Source organism: Butyricicoccus pullicaecorum, assembly GCF_002160355.1.
Classification (GTDB): domain Bacteria; phylum Bacillota; class Clostridia; order Oscillospirales; family Butyricicoccaceae; genus Butyricicoccus; species Butyricicoccus pullicaecorum.
This window is the reverse complement of the sequence record NZ_NFKK01000013.1, coordinates 18,161-35,160: the sequence shown is the minus strand read 5'-3', so window position 1 is coordinate 35,160 and position 17,000 is coordinate 18,161. Positions and strand designations below refer to the sequence as shown.

General features: G+C 59.1%; 15 protein-coding genes. 7 read left to right on the top strand and 8 right to left on the bottom strand.

The annotated features are described in order from the left end of the window. Positions 1-172 precede the first annotated feature (172 nt). Positions 173-1,591 (top strand): TRAP transporter large permease subunit, encoded by a 1,419-nt coding sequence (locus tag B5F17_RS10575; protein ID WP_087373673.1) that lies wholly within the window; start codon positions 173-175, stop codon positions 1,589-1,591. 462 nt (positions 1,592-2,053) lie between these two features. On the opposite strand, the gene bilR is transcribed toward B5F17_RS10575, so the two are convergent. Beyond that, positions 2,054-3,175 (bottom strand): bilirubin reductase, encoded by a 1,122-nt coding sequence (gene bilR, locus B5F17_RS10570; protein WP_087373671.1) that lies wholly within the window; start codon positions 3,173-3,175, stop codon positions 2,054-2,056. Beyond that, positions 3,148-3,519: a hypothetical protein gene (locus B5F17_RS14875; RefSeq protein ID WP_162608153.1), complete on the bottom strand. Its 372-nt coding sequence runs from the start codon at positions 3,517-3,519 to the stop codon at positions 3,148-3,150. The genes bilR and B5F17_RS14875 overlap by 28 nt, the downstream gene beginning before the upstream one ends. A 316-nt stretch (positions 3,520-3,835) precedes the next feature. Here B5F17_RS14875 and B5F17_RS10565 point away from each other — a divergent pair, with 316 nt between their 5' ends. Continuing rightward, positions 3,836-5,017, top strand: a complete 1,182-nt coding sequence (locus tag B5F17_RS10565) for a polysaccharide deacetylase family protein (protein ID WP_087373669.1) — start codon at positions 3,836-3,838, stop codon at positions 5,015-5,017. A gap of 354 nt (positions 5,018-5,371) precedes the next feature. Here the strand turns inward: B5F17_RS10565 and B5F17_RS10560 are convergent, their stop codons facing one another. The 4 genes from B5F17_RS10560 to fabF (B5F17_RS10545) all read right to left on the bottom strand — a co-directional run bounded on the left by B5F17_RS10560 (position 5,372) and on the right by fabF (B5F17_RS10545) (position 10,541). Next, the gene (locus tag B5F17_RS10560; protein WP_087373667.1) at positions 5,372-6,253 is read right to left on the bottom strand and encodes a LysR family transcriptional regulator; all 882 of its coding nucleotides are present in this window, start codon (positions 6,251-6,253) and stop codon (positions 5,372-5,374) included. A 112-nt stretch (positions 6,254-6,365) separates the two neighbouring features. After that, a complete protein-coding gene (fabF, locus tag B5F17_RS10555; protein WP_016149242.1) occupies positions 6,366-7,598 on the bottom strand; it encodes a beta-ketoacyl-ACP synthase II in 1,233 nt (410 codons plus the stop codon). A 63-nt stretch (positions 7,599-7,661) separates the two neighbouring features. Continuing rightward, positions 7,662-9,284, bottom strand: a complete 1,623-nt coding sequence (locus tag B5F17_RS10550; protein ID WP_206396729.1) for a class I adenylate-forming enzyme family protein — start codon at positions 9,282-9,284, stop codon at positions 7,662-7,664. Positions 9,285-9,296: 12 nt separating this feature from the next. Further along, positions 9,297-10,541: a beta-ketoacyl-ACP synthase II gene (fabF, locus tag B5F17_RS10545; protein WP_087373732.1), complete on the bottom strand. Its 1,245-nt coding sequence runs from the start codon at positions 10,539-10,541 to the stop codon at positions 9,297-9,299. Between the two features lie 309 nt (positions 10,542-10,850). On the opposite strand from fabF (B5F17_RS10545), the gene B5F17_RS10540 reads away from it, so the two are divergent. Continuing rightward, positions 10,851-11,525, top strand: a complete 675-nt coding sequence (locus tag B5F17_RS10540; RefSeq protein ID WP_087373665.1) for a hypothetical protein — start codon at positions 10,851-10,853, stop codon at positions 11,523-11,525. Between the two features lie 144 nt (positions 11,526-11,669). Then, positions 11,670-12,509 carry a YwqG family protein gene (locus B5F17_RS10535; RefSeq protein ID WP_087373663.1) on the top strand — a complete coding sequence of 280 codons (840 nt, stop codon included), beginning with the start codon at positions 11,670-11,672 and terminating at the stop codon, positions 12,507-12,509. 54 nt (positions 12,510-12,563) lie between these two features. On the opposite strand, the gene B5F17_RS10530 is transcribed toward B5F17_RS10535, so the two are convergent. Together B5F17_RS10530 and B5F17_RS10525 are read right to left on the bottom strand one after the other, a co-directional pair. After that, entirely contained in the window at positions 12,564-13,637 is a 1,074-nt protein-coding gene (locus tag B5F17_RS10530) for a 6-phosphofructokinase (protein ID WP_087373662.1), read from the bottom strand. 195 nt (positions 13,638-13,832) lie between these two features. After that, the gene (locus B5F17_RS10525) at positions 13,833-14,603 is read right to left on the bottom strand and encodes an IclR family transcriptional regulator (protein WP_016149236.1); all 771 of its coding nucleotides are present in this window, start codon (positions 14,601-14,603) and stop codon (positions 13,833-13,835) included. 183 nt (positions 14,604-14,786) lie between these two features. Between B5F17_RS10525 and eda the strand changes: the two genes are divergently transcribed. The 3 genes from eda (at position 14,787) to B5F17_RS10510 (ending at position 16,881) form a co-directional block, all read left to right on the top strand. Beyond that, on the top strand, positions 14,787-15,431 hold the full coding sequence (gene eda / locus B5F17_RS10520; RefSeq protein WP_087373660.1) for a bifunctional 4-hydroxy-2-oxoglutarate aldolase/2-dehydro-3-deoxy-phosphogluconate aldolase: 645 nt from the start codon (positions 14,787-14,789) through the stop codon (positions 15,429-15,431). Beyond that, complete coding sequence (locus tag B5F17_RS10515) at positions 15,424-15,771, top strand: VOC family protein (protein ID WP_087373658.1); 348 nt, start codon at positions 15,424-15,426, stop codon at positions 15,769-15,771. Before eda ends, B5F17_RS10515 begins: the two co-directional genes overlap by 8 nt. Positions 15,772-15,861: 90 nt before the next feature. Next, positions 15,862-16,881, top strand: coding sequence for a sugar kinase (locus tag B5F17_RS10510; RefSeq protein ID WP_016149233.1), 1,020 nt, complete (start codon positions 15,862-15,864; stop codon positions 16,879-16,881). Positions 16,882-17,000 lie beyond the last annotated feature (119 nt).

The window sequence follows — 17,000 nt, the reverse complement described above, 5'->3', positions numbered from 1 at the left end:
CTGATTGGGGTCTTGACGAAATACCCCCCGAACAGATATACTAAACTTATGCAAAAGCTACAAGGCGTCTGCGATTACAGACGCCTTTCTTTGTATGGCTTGTGCAAGTCAGGCAACCGGGGGTACAGACTGCGCCCGGTCTGTACACTGTGATTCGGGAGGGAAATTAAGCATGCTCAAAGTCGCTGTCCCCATGGCCGTCCTGCTCATCCTCGTGCTGTGCAAGAAGATTCCGCTCATCGGCGGAAAGATCAATGCGGCGCTGGTCATCACCGGTGCGCTCACCCTGCTGCTCGCGGGTATTTACAGCCCCGAGACCTGGATTGCCGCCTGGTTTGATGGTCTGAACCGTCTGGCGTGGATTATTGCGCTGTCTATTTCGGGCAGCCTGTTCGCGGAAATCTCCATGCGCCTCGGTACGATTGACACCATCATCGGCGCGATGACCGCCAAATTCGGCAGGCATCCGCGCATCCTGATTGTGAGCATTCTGCTTGCGCTCACCATTGCCGGTTCGCTGCTGGGCGACGCGATTGCGGCTTCCACGGTCATCGGTATGCTGACCATCGGCATTCTGGTTTCCATGAACCTGTCTTACGAGAAAATCAGCGCCATTATCGTTATGGGCGCGTGTGTCGGCTCGATCATGCCCCCGATGACCCAGGCGCTTGCGCTGGCGTCGTCTCTGGTTGGCACCGAGCCCGACCCGGTCATCAACATCGGCTATGTGACCGTGTCTATCATCTTCGTCGTGGTTGCTATTTACTGCGCGTTCTTCCTCATCCACAAGGATAACGTGCCGGGTGCAAACGACACGGTCGTGCTCAAGTTCACCGACCAGGCCGCAGGCCAGATTCTGCGCCACAACTGGAAGTCGCTCATTCCGCTGATGTTCCTGATTGCAGTCGTCCTGCTGCGCACCGTGCCCATCCCATACCTGTCGTTCGACCTCGGCCCCACCCTGCTCAAGAATCTGAGTTATACCAGCGCCGACGGCGTGACGACCAGCTTGTATGACCTGCTGGCCGGTACGACCGTATTAAACGGCCTGACCAACGGTATCGTGCTGTCCATCCTGTGCGCGATTGGCGTCTCGTTCTTCTTCCCGGCCGTCCATAAGAACGCCGGAAACATCGTCCGCGAGAGCTTTTCCAAGGTCAAAATGACCGTCGTGCTGCAAATCTGCTGCGCGTTCATGCTGGGCAGCTTTTACGTCGCCGGTTCGGTGGATGCCGTGTCCGAGTTTGCGCAGAGTCTGGACAGTAACGTCCTCAAGATCGGCGGCGCAGTCGCTATGATTCTCATTGGCATGCTCACCGGTTCGCAGTCCACCAGTCAGAACGTCGTCTTTTCGTTCTTCGGCCCCGCCCTCGTCGCTTTCGGCGTCGATGCCACCCATGCCGCTGTCGCCGGTGCACATCTGGCCTCGGCTGGTCAGGGTTTGCCCCCGGCGGATCTGACGACCTTCGTTGTCGTCGGTATCGTCGCTTCGCAGTTTGGTAAGAAGGTCGATCCGCTCAAATCGATGTTTTATTCCATGCCTATGTGTATCTGTATGGCAATTATCGGTATGGTTTTCCTGTATGTGTGAGAAAAAAGCACCGTACCAATCCCGCCCGGCCCGTAGGTCACTATCCTTATTCCCGCGCTGTGCGCGGATAAAATGAGTGCTAGGCGAAATAAAGCTTTCGCCAGCCTTTCTCGAAAGGCTGCGGGTTCTCAGGGCAGAGCCCTGAGCCGTGTCCCGCAGGACACGGAATCCCCTTTTGATTCCGGTCTTTTGACCGGAATCAACCAAAATAAAAGCAAAAGCGCGACCCGCAGGTCGCGCAATCTCTGGAAAGACCGTCCGACGGGACGGTCTTTCCCTTTTTGTATGTTTTGATTGAAACCCGGGGCGGACACCGGGTTTCAATGGGGAGTTTCGCGGCTTGCGAGCCGCGACTTGAGGCGCTGCCTCAAGACTCCGCAAGCCTTTCGAGAAAGGCTTGAGCGAAAGCTTCAATTTTGGCTGCGGTGGTTTTTCTCACCTTGTCCCGCACCGGGGACGAAGTTATTCCCCACGCGCTGCGCGGCGCTTTTCATCAAACACACAGTGTGTGCCCTGATGCTGCTGCATACCGCCAAGGCATGCGCGATTGCAGCGGACACAGCGGAAAATCTGGTCGGTCTGTCCATTCTGCACCAGACGCGGCCAATCGGGGTCGGCGATGAGCGGACGGCTGAGAGCGATATAGTCGACGCGGCCGCTGTCTACCTGAGCGGCGGCAAAGTCCGGGTCACCCAGACCGCCGACACCGCACAGCGGGCGATCGGTCAGCGGACGGACGAGGTCGCAGAACTTCAAAAAGCAGCCGGGCTCACTGAAATAGGGGTGATTGTGCGGCGGGATGGTGTCGGTCAGTGCGCCGTGATTGGCCAGCGCAACTTCGTAGCAGTCTACCCCGGCCTCGTCCAGCAGCGGCACAAAGACCGGCAGTTCGCCGGTCAAAATACCCGCGTTGCCGTAGTGCGGGTTTTCCTGCCGCACGGCAAGTTTGTACTCGATGGGCATGTTAGGTACGGCGCGGCGCACGGCCTGCACGCAGGACACGGCAAAGCGCGCGCGGTTCTGCGGACTGCCGCCGTATGCGTCGGTGCGGTGGTTGTAAATACTCGAGCTGAAACTGCCGCACATGCGGTCGCCGTGGATCTGGATCATGTCGAATCCCGCGTCACGCGCCAGAATGGCGGCCTGTCCAAAGCCGTCGATGATGGTCTGAATGCGCTCGACCGGCAGGCCGGTGATGAAGTCGCCGGTCAGGTCGTTGAGCTTGCGGCGCAGATCGTCGGGCGTGATGCGTCCGGCGCGCAGGTCGGGCAGATAGCGCTGCAAGCCTTGCACGTCGCTGTCGCTCATGTGCAGCTGGGCGGAAATCTTCGCACCGCCTGCATGTGCGGTCTGGGTGATCTGGCGGTAGAAGTCCAGCCCTTCGGGCGTGTAGAGCGAGAACATGGGCGACGGCAGCACGGGCACGTCGCCTATGACGATCAGACCGGCACCGCCGCGGGCGATGCGGTCAATGTGCGCCAGAAAGTCCCCGGATTTTAAACCCATCGAGGTGGGCGCAAAGACGATACGGTTTTTAAGCGTCAAGCCGCGCACGATCAGCGGCTGAAAGAGCGATTCATACATGGACGATATCCTCCCATGGAAATTGAGTTTTTTCTTATCATACCGCAATACTTGTATTTGTCAACTGTTGTATTGTAAAATCTTTTTGAATGCGCTTGCGGAAGATGGATGACTTTGTCCCGCACCGGGGACAAAGTGAGGGACTCCATCCCGCCCACAGGCGAAATGAAGTTTGGATCAAACCTTTTCAAAGGTTTGCGGGTTCTCAGGGCAGAGCCCTGAGCCGTGTCCCGCAGGACACGGAATCCCCTTTTGATTCCGGTCTTTTGACCGGAATCAACTAAAATAAAAAAATAATCGCTCGCCGCAGCGAGCGAAATACTCTGCGGCCAATGGCCGCTCATGGGAAAGACCGTCCGAAAGACGGTCTTTCCTTTTTGTAAGTTTTAGTTGAAACCCGGGGCGGACACCGGGTTTCAAAGGGGAGTTTCGCGGCTTGCGAGCCGCGACTTGAGGCTCTGCCTCAAGACTCCGCAAGCCTTTCGAGAAAGGCTTGAGCGAAAGCTTCAATTTTGGCTGCGGTGGTTGTTTCTCACCTTGTCCCCGATGCGGGACAAAGTGGCTGTAGCCGCCTTGTAGCTTGAGGCAGAGTCCAACATCTGTTATACTAAACCCATACAAACTGCCGGGTCAGACGGTCGGAAAGGACGGGAAATCGGGATGAATCATCGCATCAAACGGGGACTGTGTGCGCTCTGTGCAGGCGTGCTGCTGAGCAGTGCAGCCGGGGCGATCAACTGGGGCTTATGGTACGGAAACGGCACTGGAAAGCCGCCGAACGGCGAGGATAGCGTGCAGACGCTGGCGAAATACGGGTCGTACTACATGGGTGACACGGACAGCAAGGTTATTTATCTGACTTTCGACTGCGGTTACGAGAACGGCAACACGTCCAAGATCTTAGACGTGCTCAAAAAGCACCATGCACCGGCGGCATTTTTCATGGTCGGTGACTATCTGGACACAGCGCCTGAGCTGTCCAAGCGCATGGGCGACGAGGGGCATATTGTGGGCAATCACACGAGCAATCACCCCAACATGTCCAAGGTATCCAAGACCAAATTCGAGCAGGAACTGACCAGCCTGTCCAAGCAGTACGAGCAAGTGACCGGGCGCAAGCTCGACCCGTTTTATCGCCCGCCCGAAGGGTCGTACACGCATGACAATTTGCAGTGGGCGCAGAATTTGGGCTATCACACGACGCTTTGGAGCGTAGCCTATGCCGACTGGGACCAGAACAAGCAGCCCAGCCGCGAGAGTGCATTAAAGACGCTCAACAGCCGCGTGCATCCGGGTGCAATCGTGCTGCTGCACGCAGTGTCGTCGACCAACGCAGCCATCTTAGACGAACTGCTGACCGGCTGGGAGAATCAGGGCTATCGCTTCGATTATCTCAGCGCCCTGCCCGGTCTGCCCGATCCGGCCAAGACCGCGATTCCCAGCGACTGCACCTTTGCCGTGGACGGCACAGCTGCACCGCTGACCGCTTACCTGATCGACGGTGCCAATTATGTCAGCCTGCGCGACTGCGCCGCCGCACTGCGTGCGACCGGCTCGGCCTTCGCAGTCGGATATGACGAGGCGACCGACACCGTCACCCTGACCCGTGGTCAGACGTATGAACCCATCGGAACGGAACTCAAAGGCACGCCAGACGTGACCGCGATGCAGGCCAGAGCAGGCAGCAAGGGTCTGTTGGTGGACGGCCAGACGGCGACTGTCTCGGCGTATACCATTGACGGCGCAAATTACGTAAATCTGCGTGATTTGACGGCATTGGTCGGCGGTACAGTTGGGTATGATGAGACGAGTAAACAGGTCACGCTCACAAGCGTAAATTAGCACCGCACCAATTCCCGCCCGCAGGCGAAATGAAGTTTGGATCAAGCCTTTTCAAAGGTTTGCGGGTTCTCAGGGCAGAGCCCTGAGACGCCCGTCGCAACGGGCGGAACTCTCTCTTTGATTCCCGGTGTCCGACCCGGGAATCAACCAAAACAAACAAAATAGAAAAGACCAACCGAATGGTTGGTCTTTTTAGAGATTGCGCGACCTGCGGGTCGCGCTTTTTTGTTCTTTGTTAGTTGATTTTCGCAAGGCGAAAATCAAAAGGGGAATTTCGCGTCCTGCGGGACGCGACTTGAGGCTCTGCCTCAAGACTCCGCAAGCCTTTTGAAAAAGGCTTGAGCGAAAACTTCATTAAGGCAACTGCTGCCGTAGGAACGCGACAAATTCCCGTTCCGCGTTCGACAATTCCCCGCGTCCGCGCTTGACGAGTCCCAAACAAATACGCTCCTCGCACCTTGCAATCGTCACCGGATGCAGCGTACAATCCTCCGGGAACATCCACCGGCAACCGATCATACACGCCGCGCCAGTTTCGGTCAATCGCCGCGAGAGAAGCGGGCTATTGGTCTGGATGCGTCCGGGGCTGTCTGCGTCCTGACCGATGAGCGCGGACGGCTGGAGGGCAAACAGACCGTCGGGCGGCTGGATGAAAGACAGGGTGCGCAGGGCTGCCGCGTCGACCGAACCGGTCTGCCGGAGCGGATGGTCTGCGCCGACGAACAGGCAGGGGCTATCCTCGCACAGCACCTCGAGCGTCAGCCGTTTTTTATCGATGATCTGTCCAAACCCGGCGAGTTTGCGGCGGGTCAGGGCGACCAGGCCCAGATTAGCTTCGTGCCGGTGCAATTTTTGCAGGATATCCTCCATACTGCCCTCGTGGTAGCGCAGATCGAGTGCCTGCCGGTCGCGGCAGAACTTTGCGGTCAGGTCGGCCAGAAAACCGCTTGGGGTGGCGGCAACGTGCAGCGGTTCGCACCCGCCATCGGCTTCGACCTGTGCAATCTGTCCGCAGCGGCGCAGAATGTCGCTTGCATGGGTGTAGACCTGCTTTCCGGCTTCGGTGATGGTGACGCCGACCGGGTGACGGTCGAACAGGGTCAGACCCAGCTCATCTTCCAGCGCCTTGATGGTCTTGCTGACGTGTGGCTGGGTGGTGTAGAGTGCGTCAGCGGCCTTTTTGAAGCTGCCCAAATCGACGCTTGTGACAAAATATTGCAGTTGTTTGAGTTCCATGGCCGCCTCCGTGTCCGGTATTCCTGCCCTTTATCTTACGGGAAAGCATGCGCGCCGTCAAGCGGTAAAAAAACGCACCGCCTGAACCTGTCAGACGGTGCGAAAGGGGAATTTACGCAAATTTCTTGATGACAATGCAGGCATTGTGACCGCCAAAACCGAGCGAATTGGAAATCGCGACGCGCACGGGTGCGTGTACTGCGACGTTGGGGGTGATATCCAGATCGCAGTCGGGGTCGGGCTCCTTGTAGCCGATGGTCGGCGGGATGATATCCTCGCGGGTCGCCATGGCGCAGGCGATGGCCTCAACGGCAGCCGCACCGCCCAGCAGGTGACCGGTCATGGACTTGGTCGAGGACACATGCACGCTCTTTGCCGCCTCGCCCAGCGCCTTCTTGATGGCGATGGTCTCGTACTTTTCATTCAGCGGTGTAGAAGTACCATGTGCGTTGATGTAGTCAACATCCTCCGGTGTCAGACCAGCGTCCTCAATCGCGCCCAGAATGGCAGCCGCTGCTGCGTCGCCCTCGGGCGAGGGGCTGGTGATGTGGTAGGCGTCGCCCGACGCGCCATAGCCTGCGACCTCGGCATAGATGGTCGCACCGCGTGCCTGAGCATGCGACAGGCTTTCGAGCACCAGTGCGCCCGCGCCCTCGCCCATGACAAAGCCCGAGCGGCGCGCGTCAAAGGGAATGGACGCTGCGGTGGGATCGTCGCCCGTGTGCAGCGCCTTCATGTTCTGGAAGCCAGCGAGCGAGAACGGGATGATACCGTTTTCCGTACCGCCGCACAATACGATATCCTGATAGCCGTGGCGAATGGCACGCATAGCCTCGCCGATGGCGTGGTTTGCGGTCGCGCAGGCCGAAACCGGGCAGTAGTTTTCGCCCTTGAAACCGAAGCGCATGGACAGGTGCGCGGCGACGATGTTGGGGATGAGTTCGGGGATGGCGAAGGGCGAGACGCGGCCGGGGCCCTTGTTGATGAGCTTTTCGACCTCGGTCTCGGTAATGTACAGACCGCCGATGCCCGAACCGTAGATGACACCGGTGCGATAAGGGTTGAAGGTACCCGGGGTCAGACCGGCCTGATCGACGGCCTGCTGGGCAGCAGCGATGGCAAAGTGCGAGCTCTTGTCCATGCGCTTGGCCTCTCTGCCCTCGACGTACTGGGAGATGTCGAAGTCCTTGACCTCGGCGGCCAGCTTGACCTTGTAATCGGACACGTCAAAGCGGGTGATCGGGCCGATGCCGCATTTGCCGTCCTTGAGCGACTGCCAGAAGGTCGGGACATCGTTGCCGATCGGGGTCACCGCGCCCATACCTGTAATGACGACTCGTTCCATGATGTTTTTTCCTCCTAATTTCCAAATCATGCAGCCCGCCGGGGTGCGGCGGGCGCAAAATATTTATTCTTTCTCTAATACCTGCTGACGCAGTTTGTAGTGCATGAGTTTACCGGTTGCCGTGTGCGGCAGCTCCCTGACTAACGTATACGACCGCGGCCACTTGTACGAGGACAGCATGGGCGACTGGACACAGTACGCCTTGATCTCCTCGACGGTCAGGCTGTCGTCGGACGGGACGATATAGGCCGCGACGACCTCGCCGCGCAGGCGGTCGGGAATGCCGATCACCGCGCTCTCGGCAACCTTGGGATGCTCATTGAGCACCGCTTCGATCTGGGTCGGATAAATGTTCTCACCGGCTGATACAATCATATCATCTTTTCGGCCGCAGATGGTGACAAATTCGTTCTTGTCCCACGTGCCCATATCGCCGGTGTACAGCCAGCCCTTGTAGAACTTCTGCGCGGTCATTTCCGGGTTGTTGTAGTAGCAGAACGCTGACTTGGCAGGTGAGCGGATGATGATTTCGCCCGGGGTCTCACTGTCGTGCGGCACGACTTCCTCGGGCTCGGCGTGCGAGCCGTCCGGGTGCACGGCGACCACGCGCACGTCGTCATCGGTGCACGCACGTCCGGCAGAACCGGACATTTCGGGCAGGTCGTAGGGACGAAGGAAGGTGTTCCAGAAGGTCTCGGTCGTGCCGTAGCCGTTGAAGATATTGGGGGTCAGCAGCTTCATATACTTTTCGCACGCGGCCTTCTCGAAGGGTGCGCCCATGGTGACGATGCCGCGCAGGGCGGACAGGTCGACCGGGGTGCGCTCCTGGGCGCGGGCGAGCATGGCCAGGATGGTCGGCACGCCGATGAGGAAGGTGACCCCATAGCGCTCGGCGTATTCCAGACAGGTGCGCGGGTGGAAATCGCGCAGGATGACCACCTCACCGCCGACGTAGAGTGTCGGGCACGGGCCGCCTGAGTGGATGCCGCCGCGGTGGAACCACGGGGTCATGTTCATGGTGCGGTCGGTCGGGGTGAGCGGAAAGTGCATAATGACGTCGTGTGCCGACAGCACCTCATTGATGTTGTTGATCGGCACGCCCTTGGGGCGGTTGGTCGTGCCCGAGGTGTAAAGACGGGTGGTTTCATCGTAGATATGCGGGTGAAAATCGATGGGCGGGTCGGTCTCGGACTGACCGTCCATATAGCCATCAAAGGACGTATCCCCCTGTCCACCAGCCACCAGCACCCGGTCGGGCTTGTGCTCAGCCAGCGCGAGCGCGTCCTGCGACAGCGTGCCGAACTGTGCGTCGTAGACGAATACCTTGGGGCGGCTGTCGTCGATGACCAGCGCGATTTCGCCCGCGCCCTGTCGGTAATTGACCGGGCAGACGATCGCGCCGACCTTGTGCGCGGCCAGATAGCAGAAGATGAACTCGGGCGAGTTCAAGAGCGCAAACATGACCACGTCATTTTTGCCCACGCCGTCCTGCCGCATGGCGTGCGCCAGCCGGTTGACCTGGGCATTGAGCTGTCGGTACGTCCACCGTCTGCCCGACTGGGGATCGTGCAGGGCGGGTGCGTCGCCAAAGCGCGCGACATTGCGCAGAAAGCCGTTGAGATAGGTGTATTGGGTCTCGAAGGTATCGCGGAACATCGAAACGTCATAGGTGTATCCATCAAACAAAGTAATCGCTCCTTATCGGGTGTATTGCGTGAAAATGAGGCTGGAGTTTTGACCGCCAAAGCCGAGCGAGTTGCTCATGGCAGCTGTGATTCGGGTTTTGCGTGCCTCATTGGGGATATAGTCGAGATCGCACGCCGGGTCGGGGTGTGCAAGGTGCAGGGTGGGCGGCAGGATGCCGTCGCGGATGGCCAGAATGCAGGCGATCGACTCGGTGATGCCGCCTGCGCCCATGAGGTGACCGGTCATGGACTTGGTGGAGGACACCGGCGGCGCCGACTCCCGTCCACCAAAGACCGCCTTGACCGCCTGAGTCTCTGCGATATCACCCAGACCGGTCGAGGTGCCGTGCGCGTTGATGTATCCGATATCCGACGGGGTCAGACCCGCACGTTTGAGTGCACGGCGCATGCAGGCTGCCGCGCCTGCGCCCTCGGGATGGGGTGCAGTGACGTGGTGCGCGTCCGAGGTGTTGGCATAGCCTGCAAGCTCGGCGTAGATGTGCGCGCCGCGTGCGCGGGCGTGCTCCTCGGTCTCCAAGATCAGCGCACCGCCGCCCTCACCGATGACGAAACCGTCCCGGTCAGCGTCGAACGGACGGCAGGCCTGTTCGGGGTCATCGTTGCGGCGCGACAGGGCGTGCGCCTGGGACAGACCGGCGACCACGATCGGACACAGAATGGACTCGCCGCCGACCGCGAGCACCGCGTCGGCTTCGCCCGTGCGCAGCAGCATGGCAGCGGTCATAATCGCGTCACCGCCTGCCGAACAAGCGGTATTGAGCGTCATGCTCGGGCCGGTGATGCCGTGGGCGATGGAGATCTGCGCGGCGGCAATGTTGCCGATGGTCATGGGCACAAAGCGCGGGCCGACGCGCTTGCCCGCGTCATACGCCTGCTGCGTGCCTGCGACCGTGGTCACGCCGTCCATGGCCGTGCCCATGACAATGCCGACCCGGTCGGGGTCTGCTGCGATGTCCAGACCGCTGTCGCCCAGCGCCTCTTCGGCCGCGACGAACGCATACTGCATAAACGGGTCCATGGTACGCGCAAGGGTCTTGGGCATGTAAGCGGCCGGGTCAAAGTCCTTGAGCTCGGCTGCAATCTGTACGGGCAGGTCGGATGCGTCAAAGCGGGTGATGCGGCCGATGCCGCACGTGCCCGCAGTCAGCGCCTGCCAATAGGCCGGAACGCCCACCCCGATCGGGGTCACAGCGCCCATGCCGGTAATTACAAGTTTTGTCTGATCCAAATGGTTCACCATCTTTCCTAAGGTGTTTGTTGACAGTCCAATTATATCAAAAAAAGCGACAAAACAAAAGAATGTTCCGCACCGGAATTTTTGTAGATTATGAACATAAATATAACCATATTCTGAAATTCTATGCAGATTTGTTCGGAATTCCGACCATTTGTCGGCATGTCGCGGAACGCGGTGCGCGTCTGTTTTCCAGTGTTCCAAACGGACGGTTTACAGCAAGAGACGGGCGCGGTAAGATAGAGACAGGGACACTGACAGAACCGAGCAAAACAGAACGTATGATCGAGGAGATGGAGAAAGGAGCGCAATATGGAATTTGTACTCATTGGACCGGGACAGCTCGGGCAGCTCTTGCTGCGGCAGGCCGGACGGGACTGCTTGGTGATCGGACAGGATGCCGACAGCACGCGGCAGGTAGGCGAGCTGTACGGCTGCCCGTGGACGACAAAAATCGAGCGCGCAGCGGACGGGGAGGTCATCGCGGTGGTCGTTCCGGCTTCTGCCGTGCCGTCGGTGCTTGAGCAGGTGGCGAGCTGTGCCAAGCCGGGCGCAGTCGTACTCAACTTTGCGACCGCGGTCGATATCCCGCGTGCGCTGCGTGAAAAACGCCCCGACCTTGTCTGGTCGGAAGCCAAGCTGGTGGGCTCGGCGGTGGGCATGGCGCATGGCCTGCCGTGCATGATCGTGCTGGGTGAGCACGACCCGGCTTTGCTGCGCCGGGTGCAGAACAGCCTGCCCGGCCTTGCCGACCAGATCATTCTGGGCGACGCGGCACTGGTGCCGACGGTCAACCGCGCCGCGACCGAAGCCGCGCTGCGCGCCGTGATTGCCCTCGAGCGTGAACTGACCGACCTGGGCGTGCCCCGTGCGCTCATCGACGCCGCACTGGGCGGCACAGTGCCCGGGGTATCGCTGTCTTACCAGCGCGGCACGCTGGGCGGTTTTGCGCGTAAGATCGTCCAGCAGATCGAAGAAGAGGGCTGACCGCATGACAAACAGCCGTGCAGAGCACCTGCACGGCTGTCTTTCTGGGCGGAAAAGGTTGCCCCGGCGGGAAGAATGCGGTATGATAAGGAAAATGCAGCGCAAGCTGCACCGAGTTCTGAACACTGCTTAGAGGAAACGATTATGGATAAAATTTTGAAATTACTGGAAGCCATGCAGCGCGGCATGATCCGCCTGAATGTCGGCGCGGACGGGCCGATCGTGTGGGGACGCACCCGTTTCGGCGGCTGTCCGGACGTGCCCGAGGGCTTTGTCTGGCCGACCTTTACCTCGGATACCTTTTACGACGACACGGTCAAGCCCCGACCGCTGACCTTTCTGGCGCAGTTCGACTGCGGCGCGCTGGCCGCGATGGACCCCGAGGGACTGCTCCCGCGCACGGGCATTCTGTCCTTCTTCTATGAGATGGAGTCGGCGCGCTGGGGCTTCGACCCGGCGGACGCGGGCTGCGGACGGGTGTACTGGTTCGACGGCAGTCAGCCGCTTGCGCCCGCACCCTTCCCGCGTGAGCTGGACGAAGAATTTCGCCTGCCGCGCCTGCGCGTGCAGGCCAAGGCCGACCGCTCGTTTGCATCGTGGGCAGACTTTGCCCAGCTGCACCCGGAACTGGACGAGCTGTTCGAGGACTACGCCGAGGCGCACGAGGTCATGGGCGGCAGCGGCGAGTGCAGCAAGCTGCTGGGCTGGCCGGATGTCATCCAGGATAACATGACGCTCGAGTGTGAGCTGGTCAGCCGGGGATACAACCTCGGCGGACTGGAGGACTTTCCGACCCATCTGGCCGAGCGCGAGGGCGCGGCCTCAGTGGAGAACTGGCGGCTGCTGTTCCAGCTGGATTCGTTTGAAATGGAAGATTTTGACTTAAATTTCGGTGACGACGGCGCGCTGTACTTCTACATCCGCACCGAAGACCTGAAAGCGCGGCGGTTCGACCGCGTTTGGGTGATTTTACAGTGCGGATAAGCGGATAAAAAGACAAACCCGATGCAGATACTGAGTCTGCATCGGGTCTTTTTTTTAGTCGCCCATGGAAAGGCCGAGGTCACGTGCGGCCTGTACGATATCGCCGTCGGGCGGGACGGTCTTGAGTTTGCCGGCAACTTCGGACAGCGGAACGGGTACGATCTTGCCCGCCCGGATGGCAACCATATTGCCGAACTTGCCGTCGCGAATGAAGTTTGCCGCCGCAACGCCCAGACGGGTGGTGAGCAGACGGTCGGCCGGGCAGGGCGCACCGCCGCGCTGATAGTGTCCGGGGATGGTGACGCGGATTTCTTGACCGGTCAGCTCTTTCAGCTCGTCGGCCAGACGGTAGGAGATCGAGGGATAGGGCATATTCTTGCGCGCTTCCTTGAATTCCTTCTTGCTCATTTTGGCTTCCTGCTGGCTGATCGCGCCCTCGGCAACGGCCAGAATGGAAAAGCGCTTGCCGCTCTCGGCGCGCTTTTCGATGGCGCGTGCAATCGCCTTGGCGCTGTACGGAATCTCAGGAATGACAATCACGTCCGCGCCCGATGCAATGCCCGCGTACAGGGTCAGCCATCCGGCCTTGTGTCCCATGGTCTCGACGATAAAGACGCGGCTGTGCGAGAATGCGGTCGAGTGGATGGAATCGATGACGCTGGTGGCGATGTTGACCGCCGACTCAAAACCGAAGGTCAGGTCGGTGCCCCAAAGGTCGTTGTCGATGGTCTTGGGCAGGGTGACGACGTTGACACCGTGCTCGGACAGCAGATTTGCCGTCTTGTGCGTGCCGTTGCCGCCCAGAATCACCAGACAGTCAAACCGTGCCTTCTTGCAGGTTTCCAGCATCTTTTGCAGCTTGGTTTCCTCGTTTTCATCGGCTTTCTGCATCATCTTGAACGGCTGGCGCGAGGTGCCCAGAATGGTGCCGCCCAGGGTCAGGATGTCGGAAAACTCTTCGGGCTTCATCGGGTGGTAATCGCCCTCGATCAGACCGCGATAGCCGTCGCGGATGCCGTAGAGCGTCACATCCTTGCCGAATTCATTATAAAGCGTCTTGGCTACACCGCGCAGGGCAGAGTTCAGGCCCTGGCAGTCGCCGCCGCTGGTTAACATGCCAATTTTCATAAACGGTTACCTCCTGCTTGTCTCTTTTTATCATACGCTATTTTGCCGGCCCTGCAAAGTCTTGCAGGCGATTTTACCAGAATTTGACACAAGCGGGCAGCGCATGGGCTACCGTTATGATGGCACGTCCAGCCGGTCGAACGATGTCATTTTGCGCGTGAAAAAAGGCTGGGAAAGCTTCCCAGCCCGGTTTTTTCATCCATTCCATCCCATATCACGCGCAATGCGGTCGCGGGTCGCGAGCAGTGCAGGCTGCAGCTGCGCGAGATAACTGTCGCTCATACGCATGAGCGGTGCCGAGATGGACAGTGCACCGCACACCTTTCCGGTATAGTCGCGGATGGCGGCGGCGATGCAGCGCACGCCCAGCTCGTTCTCCTCGTTGTCGAACGCGCAGTCCCGACGGCGCACGGCCTCGAGCACGTCGTGCAGACGCTCGCGGGTGACGATGGTGTGGGGCGTGTACGCCTGAATGTCGCTGCTGTCCCAGATGCGGTCAACTTCCTCGTCGCTCATGCACGCCATCATGGCCTTGCCTACGCCCGTGCAGTACATCGGGCGGCGCATGCCGATGCGCGAGAACATGCGGATAGCGCCCTGCTCAACGTCCACCTTGTGCACGTATACGATGTCGGTGCCCTCGGGCACGACCAGATGAACGGTCTCGTGTACCTGACGGGACAGCGCTTCCATGGGTGCGCGTGCGATCTGCACGAGGTCGAGGTTTTCCACCACCTGACCGGACAGCGCATAGAGCTTGGTGGTCATGCGGTATCGTCCGCTCTCCTCATCTTTGCGCACGTAGCCGCGTGCCGCCATGGACGAGAGCATACGGTGCACCGTGCTCTTGTGCAGACCGGTGCGCTCGGTCAGCTCGTGAATGGGCAGGCCGTCGCGCGCCCCGCACAACTGTTCCATGATATCAAATGCACGATCGAGCGACTGCACCGTTCCTTTTTCCGCCATTTTAGACCACTCCGTTTCATATTATAAAACTGTGTTTTGATTTTAACAAAAATCCATAAAAAATGCAAGGGATTTTTATGACGAAAGCCGTATTGATTTTTCAAACAGATTTACTATAATAAGAGCAGTTAAGATTTTAAAACAATGTTTCACATTATGAAACTATCTTGGAGGCTGACTACGATGGACAAGTTATTACAGCAGATTAGTGAAATCGGTGTTGTTCCGGTTATCAAGCTCGGTCATCCGACCCGCGACGCAGCGCCGCTTGCAAAGGCTCTGTGTGAGGGCGGCGTACCGGTCGCAGAGGTTACCTTCCGTGCAGCAGGCGCTGCACAAGCCATTCGCATCATGAAGGAGACCTGTCCGGACATGATCGTCGGCGCCGGCACCGTTCTGACCACCGCACAGGTAGACGAGGCGCTGGCAGCAGGCGCGCAGTTCATCGTAACCCCCGGTTTTGACCCCGAGCTGGTTGCATACTGCCAGGAGAAGCAGGTCATCATCCTGCCCGGCTGCACCACCCCGACCGACTACCACGCTGCATACAAGTTCGGTCTGGAAGTTCTGAAGTTCTTCCCGGCTGAGCAGTCCGGCGGTGTTGCAAAGATCAAGGCAATGTCCGCTCCCTTCCCGATGTTCAAGATCATGCCCACCGGCGGCGTTTCGCTCAAGAACCTGGCCGAGTATATCAAGTGCCCGGTCATCACCGCTTGCGGCGGCTCCTACATGGTCACCGCTGACCTGATCGAGAACCAGAAGTGGGACGAGATCATCGACCTGTGCCGCAAGTCGGTCGAGATCGTCAAGGAGGCGCGCAATGGCTGAGTTTTCGCTCGCCCATGTCGGCATCAACGCGCAGAATCCTGAGGAAGCGCGCCGTGCTGCCGAACTGTTCTGCACCCTGTTCGGTTTTGAGCTGAAAGACGGAAACAGCTCGATCTTCGCAGGTGCAGGCGTTGAGGTCATGAAGACCCCTTACCGCGGAACCATGGGTCACATCGCCATCGGTACCCCCGATGTCGCGGCGGCTCGTGCCGAGCTGGAAGCACGCGGTTTTCAGTTCGATGAATCGACGGCCAAGTTCAAGGCGGACGGACGCCTGAACGCAATTTATCTGACCGACGAGATCTGCGGTTTCGCCGTCCATCTGGTCGGCAAGGCCTAAAAACTTTTTTACAAAATACGTTACCCTACCAAAAAAACAATCCAAAATCCACGTTACCACCCTCAAAGATCTGAAAAGGAGTTTATACCCATGAAGGTTGTTACCTTTGGCGAGCTCATGCTCCGCCTTGCCCCCAACGGCTATTATCGCTTCTTCCAGGACGACCAGCTGCAGGCCACTTTCGGCGGCGGCGAGGCAAACGTCGCTGTTTCTCTGGCAAACTACGGCATGGACGCTTCGTTTGTCACCAAGCTGCCCACCCATGCGATCGGTCAGGCTGCTGTCAACTCGCTGCGCAAGTACGGCGTTGACACCTCCAAGATCGTACGCGGCGGCGACCGCGTCGGCATCTACTTCCTCGAGAAGGGTGCATCCCAGCGCGGCTCGGTCTGCATTTACGACCGTGCACATTCTGCCATTCAGGAAGCTGCTCCCTCTGACTTCGATTGGGACGCAATCTTTGAGGGCGTGGACTGGTTCCACTTCACCGGCATCACTCCGGCACTGGGTGAGAATCTGGTCGAGATCTGCCGCGAGGCCTGCAAGGCTGCAAAGGCACACGGCGTAAAGATCTCCTGTGACCTCAACTACCGCGGCAAGCTGTGGACCCGCGATCAGGCGCGCGCAGCAATGACCGATCTGTGTCAGTATGTTGACGTGTGCATCTCCAACGAGGAGGACGCAAAGGACGTATTCGGCATCGAGGCAGAGAACACCGACATTTATGGCGGCAAGCTCAACAAGGAAGGCTATAAGTCTGTTGCAAAGCAGCTGGCTGACAAGTTCGGCTTTGAGAAGGTCGCAATCACCCTGCGTACCTCGATCTCTGCAAGCGACAACGACTGGGCTGCTATGCTGTACGACGGCGAGAACTACTGCTTCTCCAAGGAGTACCATCTGCACATCGTTGACCGCGTTGGCGGCGGCGACTCCTTCGGCGGCGGCCTGATCTACGCGCTGCTGAGCGGCAAGAACACCCAGGACGCAGTCGAGTTCGCAGTCGCAGCATCTGCACTCAAGCACTCGATCGAGGGCGACTACAACCTCGTGACCGTTTCCGAGGTCGAGAAGCTGGCAGGCGGCGACGGTTCCGGCCGCGTACAGCGCTAAACCATCCATTTTTGCCCCATTGGGGAAACATCTCCTATTTATATTTCAAGTTCAAATCTCCTTTCACGAGAAGAACCCCTGCGGAAATGCAATCCGCGGGGGTTTTTCTTTGTCTGACG